We start from the raw sequence: 16,578 nt of genomic DNA, 5'->3' as shown, positions 1-16,578 counted from the left end.
AAAAAAGGGCCCAGAGGGCCCTTTTTAAAGTTGAAGAAAATACTAATTATTTCTTCGCACGCTTGCGCATATTTTCCTGCAAAATTTTCTTGCGCAGGCGGATAAAGTTGGGAGTCACCTCTACCAATTCATCGTCTTCGATGAATTCCAGAGCCTGCTCAAGGGTGTGACGAATGGGTGGTGACAGAGTGAGCGCATCGTCAGTACCTGACGCGCGCACATTAGTGAGCTGTTTGGCCTTGGTAGGGTTTACTACCAGGTCGTTGCCACGGGAGTGAATACCGACGATTTGGCCTTCGTAGACCTCTTCGCCGTGGCCCAGGAACAAGCGACCACGATCCTGCAGTGCGAACAGACCATAGGCGAGGGTTTTGCCCTTGACCATGGAAACCAGTACACCGTTGATGCGCTTGGCCACCTCACCCTGCTTCACCGGACCGTAGTGGTCGAAGATACTGGTCATAATACCAGAACCACTGGTGATGGTAAGGAATTGGGAGCGGAAGCCGATCATGCCGCGCGAGGGCACGATAAAGGTTAGGCGCACGCGACCTTTGCCATCGGGCTCCATATTGGTGAGATCGGCCTTGCGCAGGCCCAGCTCTTCCATAATGGGCCCCTGATGAGGTTCCTCAACATCGATAACCACTTCTTCATAAGGCTCGTGGATCTCTCCGTCGACCTCTCTCTGCACCACTTCGGGGCGGGAAACGCCCAACTCGAAACCTTCTCGGCGCATGGATTCGATCAGGACAGACAAGTGCAATTCGCCTCGGCCGGAAACCTTGAACTTATCAGGAGAGTCGCCTTGCTCTACACGCAGGGCCACGTTGTGAATCAGCTCCTGGTCAAGACGCTCTTTGATGTTGCGCGAGGTAACGAACTTGCCGTCCTGGCCAGCAAAGGGGGAGTCGTTGACCTGGAAGGTCATGCTTACGGTGGGCTCGTCCACGCTCAGGGCGGGCAGGGCTTCTGGAGTATCCAGATCGCACAGGGTATCGGAGATATTTAGCTCACCCACACCGGTGATACACACGATATCGCCAGCACTGGCTTGCTCCACTTCTACACGCTCCAGGCCGAGGTAACCCATAACCTGCAGGACCTTGGCTTTGCGCGAGTTGCCCTCGCGATCGAGAACTACCACTTGCTGGTTCGGCTTCAGGGTACCGCGAGTGATACGGCCAACGCCGATTACGCCTACGTAGCTGGAGTAGTCCAGAGCGGAAACCTGCATCTGGAAGGCGCCGGTGGGGTCAACCTTCGGGGGCTCAACCTTGTCCACAATCATCTGGAACAGCGGCGTCATATCGTCGGCCAGGTCGGTGTCGTCGAGACCGGCGATGCCGTTCAGGGCGGAGGCGTAGACAACCGGGAAGTCCAACTGCTCGTCGGTGGCGCCGAGGCTGTCGAACAGGTCGAATACCTGGTCCATCACCCAGTCGGGGCGAGCGCCGGGGCGGTCGATCTTGTTAATCACCACGATCGGGTTGAGGCCCTGCTCAAACGCCTTCTGGGTTACGAAGCGAGTCTGCGGCATGGGGCCATCTACTGCGTCTACGAGCAGCAGAACTGAATCCACCATGGACAGTACGCGCTCTACCTCGCCGCCGAAGTCGGCGTGCCCTGGGGTGTCGACAATATTGATGCGGTAGTCATTCCAGCGGATAGCGGTGTTCTTCGCCAGAATGGTGATGCCACGCTCACGCTCTTGATCGTTGGAGTCCATGACGCGCTCGGCGCCTTCGTCGCGGCGGTCGAGAGTGCCGGACTGGGACAACAGCTTGTCCACAAGGGTGGTTTTGCCATGGTCTACGTGGGCGATAATCGCAATATTGCGCAGATTCTCTATCACTGGGGGCCTCTGGGCGTTAAATCTTGGTAAGTCGGGGCGGGGGCCTGCGGGGTTTCTACAGCAGCATTCCGGCCAAAGGCGGCGATTATAGGGGGGCCGCATGACAATTGGGAGTGATTTTGAGTAAAAAATCACCGCCCCGGGGCGCTGATCGCTTTAAAACCCGCGCGGGCGGTGATTGCCCGCGCCTTGAGCAGAAGTTACTTCTTAATGGTTTCCGGTCTGTGGGGAATCAGCGGGCGCAGCACGCCCACATTGCGAAAACCTTCATCCAGCAGGTGTGAGGCGTGCAGGCGGCTCATAACGCCTTTGGAGCAATACAGGAGGTACTCACGCTCTTGGTCCAGGTGGGCAAAGTTGTTGTTGAGACGGTAGAAAGGAATAGTCTGCACCTCACAGCCAAGCTCCAGTGGATCCAGCTCCTCTTCATCCGGGTGGCGGATATCGATAACCACAGCGCTGCCCGGCTCCTCGCGGATCTCCACGTCCGGCGCTTCGCCATCGACTTCTTCGATCACCTGATCAATATTCTGCATCACCCGATTGCTGATAGCGCGATCGAGGACGGTGAAATCGAAGCGGTTTTCCTCGGACTCCACTTTTTCTATCTTGGCGCGGGTGGTGGGTTTTACCGAGATAACGCCGCAGTACTCCGGCATATTGGCGGCAAACTCTTCGGTGCCGATGGCCCGGGAGGTGCGAATAATATCGGTCTTGTCGGTGGTGATCAGTGGGCGCAATACCAGGGTATTGGTAACACTGTCGATCACCGACAGATTTTTCAGGGTCTGGCTGGAAACCTGGGCGATGGCTTCACCGGTGACTACGGCGTCCACCTCCAGCTCCTTGGCGATCACATCGGCGGCGCGCAGCATCATGCGTTTCAAAATGACGCCCATATGGGAGTCGTCGACCCGCTCGAGAATCTCTGCCACGACTTCGTCAAACGGCACAGTGATAAAGCGCACCCGATGGGAAGCACCGTATTTGTTCCACAGGTAGTAGGCGACTTCTTTCACGCCCAGCTCGTGCTGGCGTCCGCCCAGGTTGAAGAACAGGAAGTGGGTGCGGATACCGCGCTTCATGGTCATGTAACTGGCCACGGTAGAATCGAAGCCACCGGATACCAGCGACAAAACCGGGTCTTGCGTGCCCAGGGGGAAGCCGCCCAGGCCGGGATGCTGCTCTTCGATCACGTTGAGCTTATCGTGGCGGATCTCCAGCTTAACGGTGATGTCGGGGTTTTTCAGTTTGACTCCGGATGCCTCGGTGTTCTTGTTGAGGCCGCCGCCCACGTACTGCTCCACATCCAGGGATTGGAAGTCGTGTTTGCCGGTGCGCTTAACCCTGACGCAGAAAGTCTTGTCCTTCAGGGCGTCTCCCCATACCGACAGGGTTTTCTCGTACATGTCATGCAGGTCGCCCAGGGGGAACTGGCGCACGCGGGAGAAGTTGGCGATGCCGGGGGTGTGAGAGAGCACCTCTTCGATACGTCCACCCAGGTGGGACACAGCATCGGGCGCGATCACATCGATCTTTTCCCAATCCTTTCGCACCTGGATACGGTCGTCCAGCTGGCGCAGCAGGCGCTGCAGGTTGTCCTTGAGCTGGCGCGACATGCGCTTGCGCACAGGGTTGCTCTTGATGGTGATCTCTGGAAAAAACTTGACGACAAAGTGCATGGGAATCCGTGGGGTACCGCATGTTGATAGAAGGTGCGGCATTATAAACTAGCCGGAGCCAAGTTGGTTGTGCACTGTTTGCGGGCGAAGCGAGAGCAAGTATGTTCTATTTTGGTGCGTATTTATGTGGCTGCTCGGCCACAATACATCTATCCTGGCTGCGTCAGCACTTTGCTGGGACTCGCACCGGCGCCAACCGGGACTATGAGGCGATTGCCCTAATTTGGCACACTCCTTGCTTTATTTCACGCCAGGTAGAGAGTGAATGCCGGCAGCGACAGCAAGGCATAGCGACCAATTACTTTTCAAGACCTGGAGGACTGCAATGTCAGCGAAAACGCTCGGTTTGATTAATGAAAGTGAAGCGAAATGGATAGACCTGCGCTTTACCGATACCAAGGGTAAAGAACAACACGTTTCCATCCCTGCGTCGGAAGTTGACGGTGAGTTCTTTGAAGAAGGCAAAATGTTCGATGGTTCTTCCATCGCCGGTTGGAAGGGCATCAACGAATCCGACATGATCCTGATGCCGGACGACGAGACAGCTTTCCTCGACCCCTTCACCGATGAGAGCACCGTTATCATTCGCTGTAACATCGTCGACCCAATTACTGGTCAGGGTTACGAGCGCGATCCTCGCTCCATCGCATTGCGCGCTGAGGAATACCTGAAGTCCACTGGCCTGGGTGACACCGCTCTGTTCGGTCCCGAGCCCGAGTTCTTCGTATTCGACGACATCACCTGGGGTGCCGAAATGGGCGGCGCCTTCTACAAGATCAACTCCGAAGAAGCAGCCTGGTCCTCAGGTCACAACTTTGCAGAAGGCAATATTGGTCACCGTCCCGGCGTTAAAGGCGGTTACTTCCCGGTTCCTCCGGTGGATTCCCTGCACGACGTTCGCGCCGCAATGTGTTCTGCGATGGAACAGATGGGCCTGCGCGTAGAAGTGCATCACCACGAAGTGGGTACTGCTGGCCAGTGTGAGATCGGCGTTGCCGCCAACACCCTGACTAAGAAAGCGGACGAAGTACAGATCCTCAAGTACGCTGTACACAACGTTGCCCACGCCTACGGCAAGACCGCGACCTTTATGCCCAAGCCGCTGGTTGGCGATAACGGTTCCGGTATGCACGTTCACCAGTCCTTTAGCAAGGATGGCGTAAACCAGTTTGCCGGTGACGCCTACGCTGGTCTGTCCGAAGCTGCTCTGTACTACATCGGCGGTATCGTTAAGCATGCTCGCGCCCTGAACGCGCTGTGCAACGCTTCCACCAACTCTTACAAGCGTCTGGTACCTGGCTTCGAAGCGCCGGTAATCCTGGCTTACTCTGCGCGCAACCGCTCTGCGTCTATCCGTATTCCTTTCGTGCCCTCCCCGAAAGGCAAGCGCATCGAGACTCGCTTCCCGGACCCGACCGCCAACCCATACCTGTCTTTCGCCGCACTGCTGATGGCGGGTCTCGACGGTATCAAGAACAAGATCCACCCTGGCGATGCTGCGGACAAGGACCTGTACGATCTGCCGCCGGAAGAGTTGGCTGAGTACCCGACTGTCGCTTCCAGCCTGGAAGGCGCCCTGGATGCTCTGGATCAGGATCGCGAGTTCCTGACAGCCGGTGGTGTATTCACTAACGATGCTATCGATGCCTACATCGAGCTGAAGCGTGAAGAAGTAGAGCGCCTGAACATGACCACTCACCCGGTTGAGTTCGATATGTACTACTCCGTGTAATGGCGACCGGCATCACGATGATGCCGTCGAGCTGTTCTCGAAAAGCCCGCGCCACCCTGGTGCGGGCTTTTTTATTGCGAGTACACTGTCAGTGGAAGTGAATTGAGTGCCGCTATGCGGAGGCTCAGGAATATCCCATTGGCCCGATCTGGGAAGAAAGGAGCGTCCGCCCTGCGGTCGAAAACACTATGGCAAGGTTTTGGCAATTAAAGGCCCTGTTACTCGCAATGCCTCTGGTGGCAGTTGCGGCTTCTCAAGAGAATGAAGAGGCTGGCGCGATCTACAAAGTGGTTGGGCCCGATGGCCAGGTCAGTTTTAGCGATACACCACCGGCAAATGGCAACTCAGAGAAAGTGGATTTAGCCCCAATCAATATTCAGCCAATTGCGCTGCCCCGCCAGCTGCCCACAAGAAAGCTGTCGCCCAAAAGTGATGATGGAGAGTTGGGGCCGGTATCGATTCGAATTGTGAGTCCAATTAATGAGGCGACTATTCCGCCAGGGCAGACACTGATAGCGCTTCAGGTGGATGTGGCCCCCAATTATCCAGAGGGCGCTAGCTTTTATGCGGTTATTGATGGGCAGCGCTGGCAGGGAAGTTCGGCTGGTAACTCCCTGGATATCTCCGCCCTGGTCCGCGGTACCCATACGCTCAAGGCGGTTCTGCTAGGGCCCAAAGGGCAAGTATTGGCCCAGTCGCAAACGATCACAATTCATGTCAAGCGCCCGATAGCTCGGGGGTGAATGTTTGAGGGAGTGCAAAGCTCCCGCTACCCCTTACTTCGCTCTAAAGTCCGCCTGCCTGTTTTTTGACCTATGCACCTTAATGGTGCATTCTCTCTGTGGTCGGCGGCATCCTATTTCTGAGACTGAATACTCGCAATGCCGTTGTTGCTAATCGCGCACTGATTGTGTCCGGTTGAAGCTGCTTCCGCCTACAAATGCCAGCTTATGCGCCATTTTGGTTTGCTTTTTGCACTGACTAGATACAGCGCTAGTTTGCTGGGGGTGACCAAATGGAGTTTGGTCAGAGCCTCGGAATGAATCGGAAATTTTGTGAATGCTGAATGATCGCCAGTTGCGCCAATTACTCGATAGCCTGACTTCCGCAGTGTTGGTGCTGGATGAAAACTTATCGCTTTGCTATTTGAACAATGCTGCTGAGGACTTGTTGGCCGCCTCCAGTACCCGGGTTAAAGGCTCGAAGTTGGAGGAGGTGGTGCGAGAATCTCCCTCTGCCTATGGTGCTATGCGGGAAGCACTGCGCAAAAATGAGAAGTATACAGTGCGCCGGGCCAGCTGGAGGTTGAACAATCTTGAAACCCGGACCGTGGATTACTCAGTCAGCCCGGTCCCCGAGTTTTCTGTGTTGCTTGTGGAAGTGCAGCCGATGGATCGCCTGTTGCGAATTGCCAGGGAAGATGCGCTGCTCAGTGCCCAGGAAACGACACGAAACCTGGTTCGCGGTATGGCCCATGAGGTCAAGAACCCCCTCGGTGGTATCCGCGGGGCTGCACAACTATTGCAGCGCGAGTTGCCGGGCCGGGAGTTAGACGAATATACACAGATTATCATCGAGGAAGTGGATCGCCTGCGCAATCTGGTTGACCGTTTATTGGGACCACGCCAGCCGGTAGTACTGCAACCGGTTAATGTGCACGAGGTTCTGGAGCGGGTTGCCCAGTTGCTGGATGCTGAGTGTATCGGTGAGCTTCAAATTCGCAGGGACTACGATCCGTCTATTCCCGATGTCCCCGCCGATAGCGAACAATTGATTCAGGCGCTGCTTAATATTGCCCGCAACGCCATGCAAGCCATCGATGAAAGTATTGGTCTCAGTAGTGGGGAAATGGTACTGCGCACGCGTATCCAGCGCCAATTCACCATTGGCCGCCGCAATTGCCCATTGGTCTGCCGTATCGAAATTGAAGATAACGGACCGGGCATACCGGAGGAAATTCGCGAGCGGATATTCTTCCCGATGATCTCCGGCCGCGCCGAGGGTTCAGGTCTTGGACTTTCGATTTCCCAGAACATTATCAATCAGCACAAGGGGTTGATTAAGTGTGACAGCCAACCCGGCCGTAGCATTTTCCAAATTTATCTGCCCCTGACTACCGAATTAGCAAATACAGGAACCTAGAGAATGAGTAATCGCGTTTGGATTATTGACGACGACAGATCAATCCGCTGGGTGCTGGAAAGAGCGCTATCGCGTGAGGGAATTGATACCCAGTGCTACGAGAGTGGCGACCGCGCCCTGGATGATTTCTATAGCGATTCACCGGATGTAGTAATCAGTGATATCCGCATGCCGGGCTCCGATGGCTTTAAATTGTTGCAGCGTTTCCAGGCTGAACGACCGAGCCTGCCGATAATTATTATGACTGCGCACTCGGACCTGGATAGCGCGGTAGCTGCTTACCAAGGGGGAGCCTTTGAATACCTGCCCAAGCCATTTGATATTGATGAAGCCGTAGCGGTAACTCGGCGCGCACTGATGCACGCCAGCGAACAGAGTGCTGAAGAACGGGTTGAGCCGGAAAATGGACAGGGTAACAAAGAAATCATTGGAGAAGCGCCGGCGATGCAGGAGGTCTTCCGTGCGATTGGCCGTTTGTCTCACTCCAATATCACCGTTTTAATCAACGGTGAATCCGGCACCGGTAAGGAGTTGGTGGCGCAGGCTCTGCACAATCACAGTCCGCGCAGGGATAAGCCATTTATTGCATTGAATATGGCGGCTATACCCAAGGACCTGATGGAGTCCGAATTATTTGGCCATGAAAAAGGGGCCTTTACCGGTGCCAGCTCCCAGCGTGCCGGACGTTTTGAACAGGCCAATGGTGGCACCCTGTTTCTGGATGAAATTGGTGATATGCCCGCGGATACTCAAACCCGGTTGTTGCGCGTGTTGGCTGATGGTGAATTTTACCGTGTCGGTGGCCACACCCCAGTCAAAGTGGATGTGCGTATTATTGCGGCGACTCACCAGGATCTGGAAGAGTTAGTATGTCAGCATAAATTTCGCGAGGACCTGTTTCACCGCCTGAATGTTATTCGCATCCATATTCCCAGACTGGCGGATCGCCGTGAGGATATTCCGCGATTGGTGAGACATTTCTTTAATGCTGCGGCAAAAGATCTGGGGGTGGAGTCAAAGATCCTAACCAAGGAAACTGAGGAGTATCTCTCTGGGCTGGATTGGCCCGGTAATGTGCGACAACTGGAAAATACCTGCCGCTGGATTACCGTAATGGCCTCCGGACGCGAGGTACATATTGAAGATTTGCCACAGGAGTTGCATCAGCAGGGCGCGACGACAGAAACACCGGCAGACTGGCAAAAAGCTCTGCGTCTGTGGGCCGACCAGGCCCTATCCTCTGGGCAGCGAGAAATTTTAAATGAGGCTGTTCCCGCATTTGAAAAAGCGTTAATAGAAATTGCGCTAAAGCATACAGCTGGGCGTAAACGCGATGCAGCTGATCTGTTGGGATGGGGTAGAAATACCCTGACACGGAAGTTAAAAGAATTGGAAATTGGTGGAGAGTAAATAACAGTGAGGTCTTATCAAACACCATGGGAAGACCTACTTGAAATATACTCATATCTCATTATCAGGCCGCTCTTAATTTTTTTTGTTCCTGATTGAGTCTTTTACTAGCAGTCATCTATTAATATTTATTTAGATAGGTATTTTGTGTTTCAGCGAATAAATTTGAAAATGCAGCTATGTATAGAATCCTGAGCGATATTTTTATTGCCTGCTAAAGTTAGAGTTAATTGCTGGTATTTAGATGATTGAGACGATATGACTGCTGATGAACTGAAAGTAGTTGCCGAGGTTCCATTTTTATTTTGGATTAAAGATCAAACAGGCGTATATCTATGGGGTAATCGCCAAATATGTCAATTGGCCGGTGGTGAAGTGACTGGTAAGACAGACCGGGAACTTCCCTGGTCAAATAATGCTGATGCATTAAAAGCTGCGGATGATCGGGTTTTTTCCTCAGGGAAACCCGAGCACCTGCAAGAGTATGTCGATAAATCCAGCCGTGGAGAGGTTACGTTGAATGTCTGCAAGTGGTTGGATGAATTTGAAGGGCGGGATTGCTGTTTTGGGATATCTTTTGTCATTGATTCCCAATAGCCCAATAGAGCACTGGGCTATTTCATCGTTTATTTAGTCGTTCCGGACTATTTATTATCAGGCTGACTCCTTTTTAACACCCAATTCACCAAGCGTTCGCGCTATATCCTCTGCGCTGGTTGCCGGCTTAATATCCTTGTCAATTTTTTTAATTCGTCCATCTTTACCGATATAAATGGTAACGCGACGGGCGATATTCATTACGGGAATAAGTACATCGTACGCTTTAGCCGTTTCACCGGTGGGGTCGCTGAGTAACGGGAAGTCCGCTTCGCTCTCTTCAGCAAATCGAGTGTTATCGTCAAGATCATCTGTACTGGCCATAAAGTAAGTGACTTCATAATCTTTGATCAAGTGACCGTTTTGGGCGAGCGATTTACATTCTATGGTGCAGCCACGGGTGAATGCCTTGGGAAACCAGGCGATCACAACAGCGCTTTTTCCCTGGAGGTCCGCCAATGTGTGGGTTTGGCCATCAGACCCCTTGAGAGTGAAATTTGGCGCGATTTCACCTACTTCCAGAGCGAGGCTGGGAAGGCTGATAAACGCAGTAATAAAGAAGGTCAGCAGGTATTTCACGAATATTTCCCTTGTAGTTTACCGATACGCCTATGCTACTGCCCTAAGGTCTAACTGGCCAATAGCTCAGCTATAACTGCTATGCTTTATGCGCCAAAGTAAGAATATTGGTGCGTCAATGCACCGTTATGGACTTGCCGTTTTGCAGGGGTTTAAATGCGCTTTGACAGCCTTTTCTATACTCTGCCACTTCCACTGATCTATACCATTTCAGTTGCCGTAGTGCTTTGCGCTTTAGCTGTGGGGATTTATCTGGGGCGGCGGCGGGTAGTGAATGCCAGTATCAAGGAGGATTCTTCCCTGGGCAGTGCGGTAGCTGCCACTTTGGGCCTAGTCGCATTCGTTTTGGCATTTACCTTTAATATGACAGCCGACCGATTTAATGAACGCAAGGCATTGCTGTTGCAGGAGGTCAATACCATCCAGGCCGCATATTTAAATGCGAGCTTTTTGCAATTGGATAAGCAGAATAAGGCGCGAGACCTAATAGCTGAATATGCAAATCTCAGGGATATTGACCCATCAATCGCCGTCACTCCGGAAGATGTAGCTCGCAGTGAGGAAATTCACCAGGCTCTTTGGCGTTTGATCGAGGCGCACATCGCACAGGATTACAACGCCGATTATTTACGCCAGTTTGCCGAGCAGGTTAACGGGATGGTAGATCTGCACCGTGCCAGGGTTGTGGTTGGGCTGCAATACCGTATACCGGGTCCACTCTGGCTCTCCCTGTACTTTATGACCATTTTGGCGATGCTGGCAATTGGATACCAGTTGGGTATAAGTCGCGGGGGATCTGCCCAGGTAGTTATAGCTTTGGCCCTGACTTTCTCAACAGTGATTTTACTGGTGGCGGATTTGGATCGGGCAAATGAGGGAGCACTGTTGGTTGATCAGTCGCCGATGAGCGATCTCAATTTGCAGCTGAAAGAGCTACAGGAGGCTGCCCCCTGAGCTGTTGTGCGAGCTGACTTTGCATATTAATTGGGTGGGGCGGAATTAAGGCTTTTCCGCCCCGGGGAACAGGTTAAAGATCTTCAGGTTTTTGTGGCATTAAGACATCTTCGGGATGCACAAACTCACGCATAAAAATTTCCCAGAAGGCGAGGAATAGTGCAGCGAGAAGGGGGCCTATCGCAAAGCCACTGATTCCAAACATAAACAGACCGCCGACAGTGGAGAAAAGCACTAAATAGTCGGGGAGTTTTGTGTCTCGACCCACCAATATTGGGCGTAACAGGTTATCTACCAGACTGATCACGGTGAAACCATAGGCGAGTAAAATCGTTGCCTTCATGGGTTCGCCAATAGCATAGAGGTAAATAGAAGCGGGGAACCAGATCAATGCGGCACCGACGGCGGGCAACAATGACAACAGTGTCATTAATACACCCCAAAGCACCGGTGCCGGTAGACCCAGCACCCAGAAAATAATTCCGCCCAAGCCGCCCTGGGTAATAGCGACTACCAGATTTCCTTTAATAGTTGCGCGAGTGACTTCAGCAAACTTTGCCAGTAAAAGGTGCTCGCGCTCATCACCCAGTGGTAGGGCATGGATAATCAGGTTTACCAGCCTTTCGCCATCGCGAATCAGGAAGAAGGTGAGGTAAAGCATTAAACCCAACATAACGAAAAAGTTAACAGTATTCTGTCCGACCTCAATCGCATTTTTTGCGACGAAGCTACCGGCATTCATCACTCCACCCATCAGGCGCTGCTTGGCCTCCTCGACATCCACGCCAATACTTTCGAGCGTGCTGTTAACCCTGGGGAAAGCACTGCGAATCTGTTCAAAAGATTTAGAAACATCAATTTGTCCTTCCTGGATCCGGTGATACAGAGTTACCGCTTCATTAATAAAAGAGGTGGCCACTACCAATACGGGTATCACCAATAGAACGATACACATAAACAGGGTTAGCAGAGCCATTAAATTAGGCGAATTGGGAAAGCGCTGCATCAGCAGACGGTACACGGGGTAGAAAATCAGTGCGGTGGCACAAGCCCAAAAAATAGGGGTAAAGAAGGGTTTTATTAGGAGTAAAAAAGCTACGCTGACCAATAACAAGGTCAATATAAATGAGCGCCTTTCCAGTTTTTCTTGCACTGCGACTTCCTCTGCTTCTCTTTCGGCAGCCCAGTGGTAGGGCGCCTAATTTTTGCTCTATCTAAGCAGATGCAGTGGGGTTTTACCAGCGCCTATATCCGCACGTATCCACGTGAAATCGAATGCCCCGATAGATTCCGAGGCCCATTTGCCACTCGCGGCCGTTGCGCTTGTGGATATCCCTCAGTACGGGCACCAATTGCTCTCGGGAGAACTTCTTTTTCGGAACTATATCCAGCCCGCAGAAATGCAGATGTTTACTTCCCTTGGAACCCCCGGCCTTACGGTTGTAATCCACTGTGCGCCACCCGGAGACCACTGTTACCGGGCCGACGCGGGGCACTATTTCCCGCTCGATTACCCGCAGAGTATTTATGATGCCCCACCAGAGCTCCTTGGGAGGGATGGCGAATGCGGGTTCGTCCAAATCCTGCCAGTCACTGCCCTGACGCAATAGCTCATAGGGTTGCACAACCTGTTCAACCCGGTTGGAGCGCAGGAATTTTTTGAGTTGAGTAAAGCGTGCATGGTTATTGCCTTTGCTCAGGAAGCGGCTGAATGCCCTCTCGGAAGCTGCCGGATAGCCCTGGATATCGTAAACCTCCGGGATCATTAGCAGCGGTAGGATATCGATAGGGGATTTCACCCGGTCATCAGCCTCGCGCGCTCGTTCGTAAGTAAAAACAAATAGACCGGTGAGAATTGCCAGTGCGATTGCCCCAATGATGATGATCCGCCGGCGCAGTTGACGCTGGCCGATTTCTACGCACTCTTTGTTACTTTGCATAACCATCGGGCAGCTCCCTCAATTACCAGGTGCGATAGCCACAGGTATCGACATGAAACAGGACATTGTCAATCAGGCCCATCCCGACATTGCTATCGGGACCGAGGCGTGCGTGCAGTGTGCTTAGCTCTTCAGCGAGTTCGTTTTTACCGATATTGGAATTCGGAATTAAGTCCAGCCCGCAAAAGTCACGGTGGCGGGGCTGGTCTTCGGTCGCAAGTTTTCGGTTGTAGGCATCAGTGCGGTAAGCGGAAACTACAGTGACAGGGCCAATTAGCGGTATTACCTGGTCTCGTACCAGGGTGAGGGTTTTCACAATATTGGACCACTGGTCCCTGGGTGGTATGGCGAATGGGGGTTCCCCCAGTTCCAGCCAGTCCCCCCCTTGTCGCAGAAGATCACGAATAGGAAAAACCTCAGCGACACCCCGGTCCCGAAGCAACTGATTGAGTGCTTGTACGCTGGAGCGGTTACTGCCCTCTCGCAGGAATTTGTTAAAGGACTCCTCGTTGGCGAGGCGATAGCCGCGCTGCTCGACATAGGGCTTCTCTTGCGAGGAGAGGAATAGATAGAGCCAGAGGGTAAACAGGATGGCACTGAGTATTAAAGTGAGGGCACTGACGACCACCCGATTGACTCTTTGCCCGGGCGGCCTGTGTGGGAACAGAGTTTCGAAGCGAGTAAACGAGTTACCTGCGGACATAGTGCTCGCGACTGCTGCTGAGAGAGTTTTTCCTCCGACGCTAAAATCGTCGGCGCCTGTTTACTCACTATAGCCGCAAAAATCGACGGGCTGCGGGCTTGGGATCAGCCACAAAAAAAGCCGCTGGTCCCGGGGGAGCAGCGACTTTTGGGTCACGGACAGCGCACTGTGCCCGACAACCTCTACTTAGGCTTTAGGGCCTGCATTTTTAACGTCTTCGCTGACATTGAACTTCTCAATGTTCTCGGCGAACAGCTTGGCCAGCTTGCCTGCCTGATCATCGTAAGCAGCTTTGTCAGCCCAGGCTTCACGAGGGTTCAGGTAAGACTTGTCCACGCCGGGCACTTCCATCGGGATATCCAGGTTCAGGGCATCCAGGTGCTCAGTGGCAACGCCTTCCAGGGCGCCGCTCTGGATAGCGGCAACGACAGCGCGGGTTACCGGAATCGGGAAGCGCTTGCCGTTGTCGCCGGAGCCGCCGGTCCAACCGGTGTTTACCAGGTAGACCTTGGAGCCGAACTCTTCGATGCGCTTCATCAGCAGGTCTGCGTACTCGCGCGGTGCACGGGGCATAAACGGCGCGCCAAAGCAGGTGGAGAAAGTCGGGTGGATTCCGGCCTCTGCGCCCAGTTCGGTGGAGCCTACGCGGGCGGTGTAGCCAGACAGGAAGTGGTAAGCCGCAGCCTCTTTGGAGAGGATGGATACCGGTGGCAGTACGCCGGATACATCGCAAGTCAGGAAGATAACATTCTTTGGCTCGCCGGCGCGGTTTTCCAGCTGACGCATTTCGACGTGTTCCAGCGGATAGGAGCAGCGGCCGTTTTCAGTCAGGCTGGTGTCGCAGTAGTCAGCAGTGCCGTGATCGTTGGTTACCACGTTTTCAACGATGGCGCCGAAGCGGATGGCATCCCAGATTACCGGCTCATTTTTCTGGCTCAGGTCGATGGTTTTCGCGTAGCAGCCACCTTCCATATTGAAGACTGCACCCTTGGTCCAGCCGTGCTCATCGTCACCGATCAGGTAGCGCTCGGGATCCGCGGACAGGGTGGTCTTGCCGGTACCGGACAGGCCGAAGAACAGGCAGGTATCGCCATCTTCGCCGACGTTAGCCGCGCAGTGCATTGGCATTACGTCTTTTTCTGGCAGCAGGAAGTTCTGTACGGAGAACATGGCCTTCTTCATTTCGCCGGCGTAACGCATGCCGGCCAGCAGTACTTTGCGCTGGCCGAAGTTGATAATTACGCAGCCTTCGGAGTTGGTGCCATCGCGCTCGGGCTCACAGACAAAGTGAGGAGCGTGCAGGATCTGCCACTCTTCCTTGGACTTGGGGTTGTACTTTTCGGCGCGGATAAACATGTTGCGGCCGAACAGGTTGTGCCATGCAGTTTGGGTGGTCACTACCACTGGCAAGTAGTGGTCTTCATCCTGGCCCACATGCAGGTGCTGAACAAAAGTATCGTGACCAGCAACAAAAGCCTCTACACGATCCCACAGGGCGTCAAACTTATCCTGCGGGAAAGGACGGTTGACGTTGCCCCAGGCGATGCTGTCGGCAGTGGAGGGCTCTTCTACAACAAAGCGGTCAGCCGGGGAGCGACCGGTGCGTGCGCCGGTTTCAGTCACCAGAGCGCCTGTATCTGACAGCTTGCCCTCGCCGCGCGTCAGAGCCTGCTCTACCAATTGTGCCGGTGATAGGTTCTTGAAGACCATCGCGGAGTCGTCGATCTGTGCCATTCGTGGAATACCCGTGAAAGTTGGACAGTAAATAAAATGGGGCTGCCCAAGGTTTAGACAGCCGTAGAAAATTTTGGGGGCGCATTATTGCAAAATTCAAAATATGCGGATACCAACTATGGCTATTTTGTAGTCAATGACAGCGCTGTCATGGAAAATAATGTCGACTTAAATTCAGGCAATTTATGGCCGAGGCCTTGATTATTCTTTTTCTGAATTTAATAGGGGGAGTAGAGGGACAGGTGGCAGGGCTGCGCTGAGGATTCGGCGGTTGCGCAGCCCTGCGCGCATTAGTGAAGAGTGTGGGGGGGAGCGTTGAGGAGCGACTCAATTTGATCCCGGTCAAAGCGGTACTGGGTGTTACAGAATTGGCAGTCCGCGATAATCTCACCCTGCTGCTCTTCCAGCAGGCGGTAGACATCCTCTGCACCCAGGGAAACCAGCGCGCGGGCGCTGCGCTCTCTCGAGCAGCTGCACTTGAAGCGAATAGTGTCGGTACCCAGGGTCGCCGGCTCCAATTGGTGGAATAGGCGGTGAATCAGCTCTGGGTGGGGAACGGTAAATAACTCCTCGTCAGTTACGGTTTCTGCCAAGTGAATCGCTGTTTCCCAGGCGTCCTGATTTTCTTCTTCCGTGGCGGCATTATTGCCCGGCAGAATCTGCAACATAAGACCGGCGACGGTATTGTCACTGCTTTCCAGCCATACGCGGGTAGCCAGCTGTTCCGATTGCTTAAAGTAGTCTTCCAGGCAGCCGGCCAGGTTGTCCTGCTCCATGGGAACCACACCTTGATAGCGCTCACCGCGCTTTGGCTCAAGGGTAATGGCCAGGGCTCCACGGGGGCCGATCATATCGCGCAGGGTGGCGGTTTCGTCGATTTGTGCACCCTCGGCAACCCGGGCGATGCCGCGCAGGTCGCTGTGGTGAGTGCACTCCGCCATAATCATCGGCACATCGCCTTCGCCACGGGCCTGGAGGCTCAGGACACCTTCGAACTTTAGTGTGGTTGAAAGCAGGCTGGCTGCAGTGAGGAATTCCCCCAGCAGGCGGGCTACTGGCGTAGGCAGCGGGTTGTGTTCCAGTACATCGCGGTAGGAATCAGTAAGTGTCACCACCTGTCCGCGAATATCGTGTTTGGAGAAAATAAAGCGTTCCAGCTGATCGGACATAGGTCGGGGGCTCTCGGTATTAAAACCGCAGGATTTTAGAGGTGGATATGCCTAAATGGTAGCTGTCGCTGATCATTGCTG

The 16,578-nt window shown here is 53.6% G+C and carries 15 protein-coding genes; 7 read left to right on the top strand and 8 right to left on the bottom strand.

Features of this window, described 5'->3' with window-relative positions; genetic code table 11:
* Positions 1–46 precede the first annotated feature (46 nt).
* Both typA and thiI read right to left on the bottom strand, forming a co-directional pair.
* Positions 47–1,855 (bottom strand): translational GTPase TypA, encoded by a 1,809-nt coding sequence (gene typA / locus ACJJIY_RS04070; protein ID WP_282930811.1) that lies wholly within the window; start codon positions 1,853–1,855, stop codon positions 47–49.
* 200 nt (positions 1,856–2,055) lie between these two features.
* Positions 2,056–3,537 (bottom strand): tRNA uracil 4-sulfurtransferase ThiI, encoded by a 1,482-nt coding sequence (thiI, locus tag ACJJIY_RS04065; protein WP_445359156.1) that lies wholly within the window; start codon positions 3,535–3,537, stop codon positions 2,056–2,058.
* Positions 3,538–3,638: 101 nt separating this feature from the next.
* Here thiI and ACJJIY_RS04060 point away from each other — a divergent pair, with 101 nt between their 5' ends.
* The 6 genes from ACJJIY_RS04060 (at position 3,639) to ACJJIY_RS04035 (ending at position 9,418) form a co-directional block, all read left to right on the top strand.
* Entirely contained in the window at positions 3,639–3,887 is a 249-nt protein-coding gene (locus ACJJIY_RS04060) for a hypothetical protein (RefSeq protein WP_444934430.1), read from the top strand.
* On the top strand, positions 3,863–5,269 hold the full coding sequence (glnA, locus tag ACJJIY_RS04055; RefSeq protein WP_108734896.1) for a glutamate--ammonia ligase: 1,407 nt from the start codon (positions 3,863–3,865) through the stop codon (positions 5,267–5,269). The genes ACJJIY_RS04060 and glnA overlap by 25 nt, the downstream gene beginning before the upstream one ends.
* Before the next feature lie 188 nt (positions 5,270–5,457).
* On the top strand, positions 5,458–6,012 hold the full coding sequence (locus tag ACJJIY_RS04050; protein WP_444895769.1) for a DUF4124 domain-containing protein: 555 nt from the start codon (positions 5,458–5,460) through the stop codon (positions 6,010–6,012).
* Between the two features lie 316 nt (positions 6,013–6,328).
* Positions 6,329–7,411, top strand: a complete 1,083-nt coding sequence (gene glnL / locus ACJJIY_RS04045) for a nitrogen regulation protein NR(II) (protein WP_444895770.1) — start codon at positions 6,329–6,331, stop codon at positions 7,409–7,411.
* Between the two features lie 3 nt (positions 7,412–7,414).
* Positions 7,415–8,821 (top strand): nitrogen regulation protein NR(I), encoded by a 1,407-nt coding sequence (ntrC, locus tag ACJJIY_RS04040; RefSeq protein ID WP_444906939.1) that lies wholly within the window; start codon positions 7,415–7,417, stop codon positions 8,819–8,821.
* 258 nt (positions 8,822–9,079) lie between these two features.
* Positions 9,080–9,418 carry a PAS domain-containing protein gene (locus ACJJIY_RS04035; RefSeq protein WP_444926202.1) on the top strand — a complete coding sequence of 113 codons (339 nt, stop codon included), beginning with the start codon at positions 9,080–9,082 and terminating at the stop codon, positions 9,416–9,418.
* A 57-nt stretch (positions 9,419–9,475) separates the two neighbouring features.
* Here ACJJIY_RS04035 and ACJJIY_RS04030 read toward each other — a convergent pair whose 3' ends face one another.
* A complete protein-coding gene (locus tag ACJJIY_RS04030; RefSeq protein WP_445359155.1) occupies positions 9,476–9,997 on the bottom strand; it encodes a peroxiredoxin family protein in 522 nt (173 codons plus the stop codon).
* A gap of 156 nt (positions 9,998–10,153) precedes the next feature.
* Here ACJJIY_RS04030 and ACJJIY_RS04025 point away from each other — a divergent pair, with 156 nt between their 5' ends.
* The gene (locus ACJJIY_RS04025) at positions 10,154–10,951 is read left to right on the top strand and encodes a bestrophin-like domain (protein WP_444906943.1); all 798 of its coding nucleotides are present in this window, start codon (positions 10,154–10,156) and stop codon (positions 10,949–10,951) included.
* A gap of 73 nt (positions 10,952–11,024) precedes the next feature.
* Here the strand turns inward: ACJJIY_RS04025 and ACJJIY_RS04020 are convergent, their stop codons facing one another.
* The 5 genes from ACJJIY_RS04020 to hslO form a co-directional block, all read right to left on the bottom strand.
* Entirely contained in the window at positions 11,025–12,104 is a 1,080-nt protein-coding gene (locus ACJJIY_RS04020) for an AI-2E family transporter (RefSeq protein WP_413663709.1), read from the bottom strand.
* Positions 12,105–12,186: 82 nt separating this feature from the next.
* Positions 12,187–12,897 (bottom strand): D-Ala-D-Ala carboxypeptidase family metallohydrolase, encoded by a 711-nt coding sequence (locus ACJJIY_RS04015; protein ID WP_445359154.1) that lies wholly within the window; start codon positions 12,895–12,897, stop codon positions 12,187–12,189.
* A 16-nt stretch (positions 12,898–12,913) separates the two neighbouring features.
* Positions 12,914–13,594, bottom strand: a complete 681-nt coding sequence (locus tag ACJJIY_RS04010) for a hypothetical protein (protein ID WP_445359153.1) — start codon at positions 13,592–13,594, stop codon at positions 12,914–12,916.
* 186 nt (positions 13,595–13,780) lie between these two features.
* Positions 13,781–15,328: a phosphoenolpyruvate carboxykinase gene (locus tag ACJJIY_RS04005; RefSeq protein ID WP_282930824.1), complete on the bottom strand. Its 1,548-nt coding sequence runs from the start codon at positions 15,326–15,328 to the stop codon at positions 13,781–13,783.
* Positions 15,329–15,618: 290 nt separating this feature from the next.
* Positions 15,619–16,497 (bottom strand): Hsp33 family molecular chaperone HslO, encoded by an 879-nt coding sequence (hslO, locus tag ACJJIY_RS04000; protein WP_445355456.1) that lies wholly within the window; start codon positions 16,495–16,497, stop codon positions 15,619–15,621.
* Positions 16,498–16,578: the final 81 nt, after the last annotated feature.

The organism is Microbulbifer maximicatervae (SeqCode), from assembly GCF_052468155.1.
Note: the sequence above shows the minus strand (reverse complement) of the source record. Positions and strands in the feature narration are given on the sequence as shown.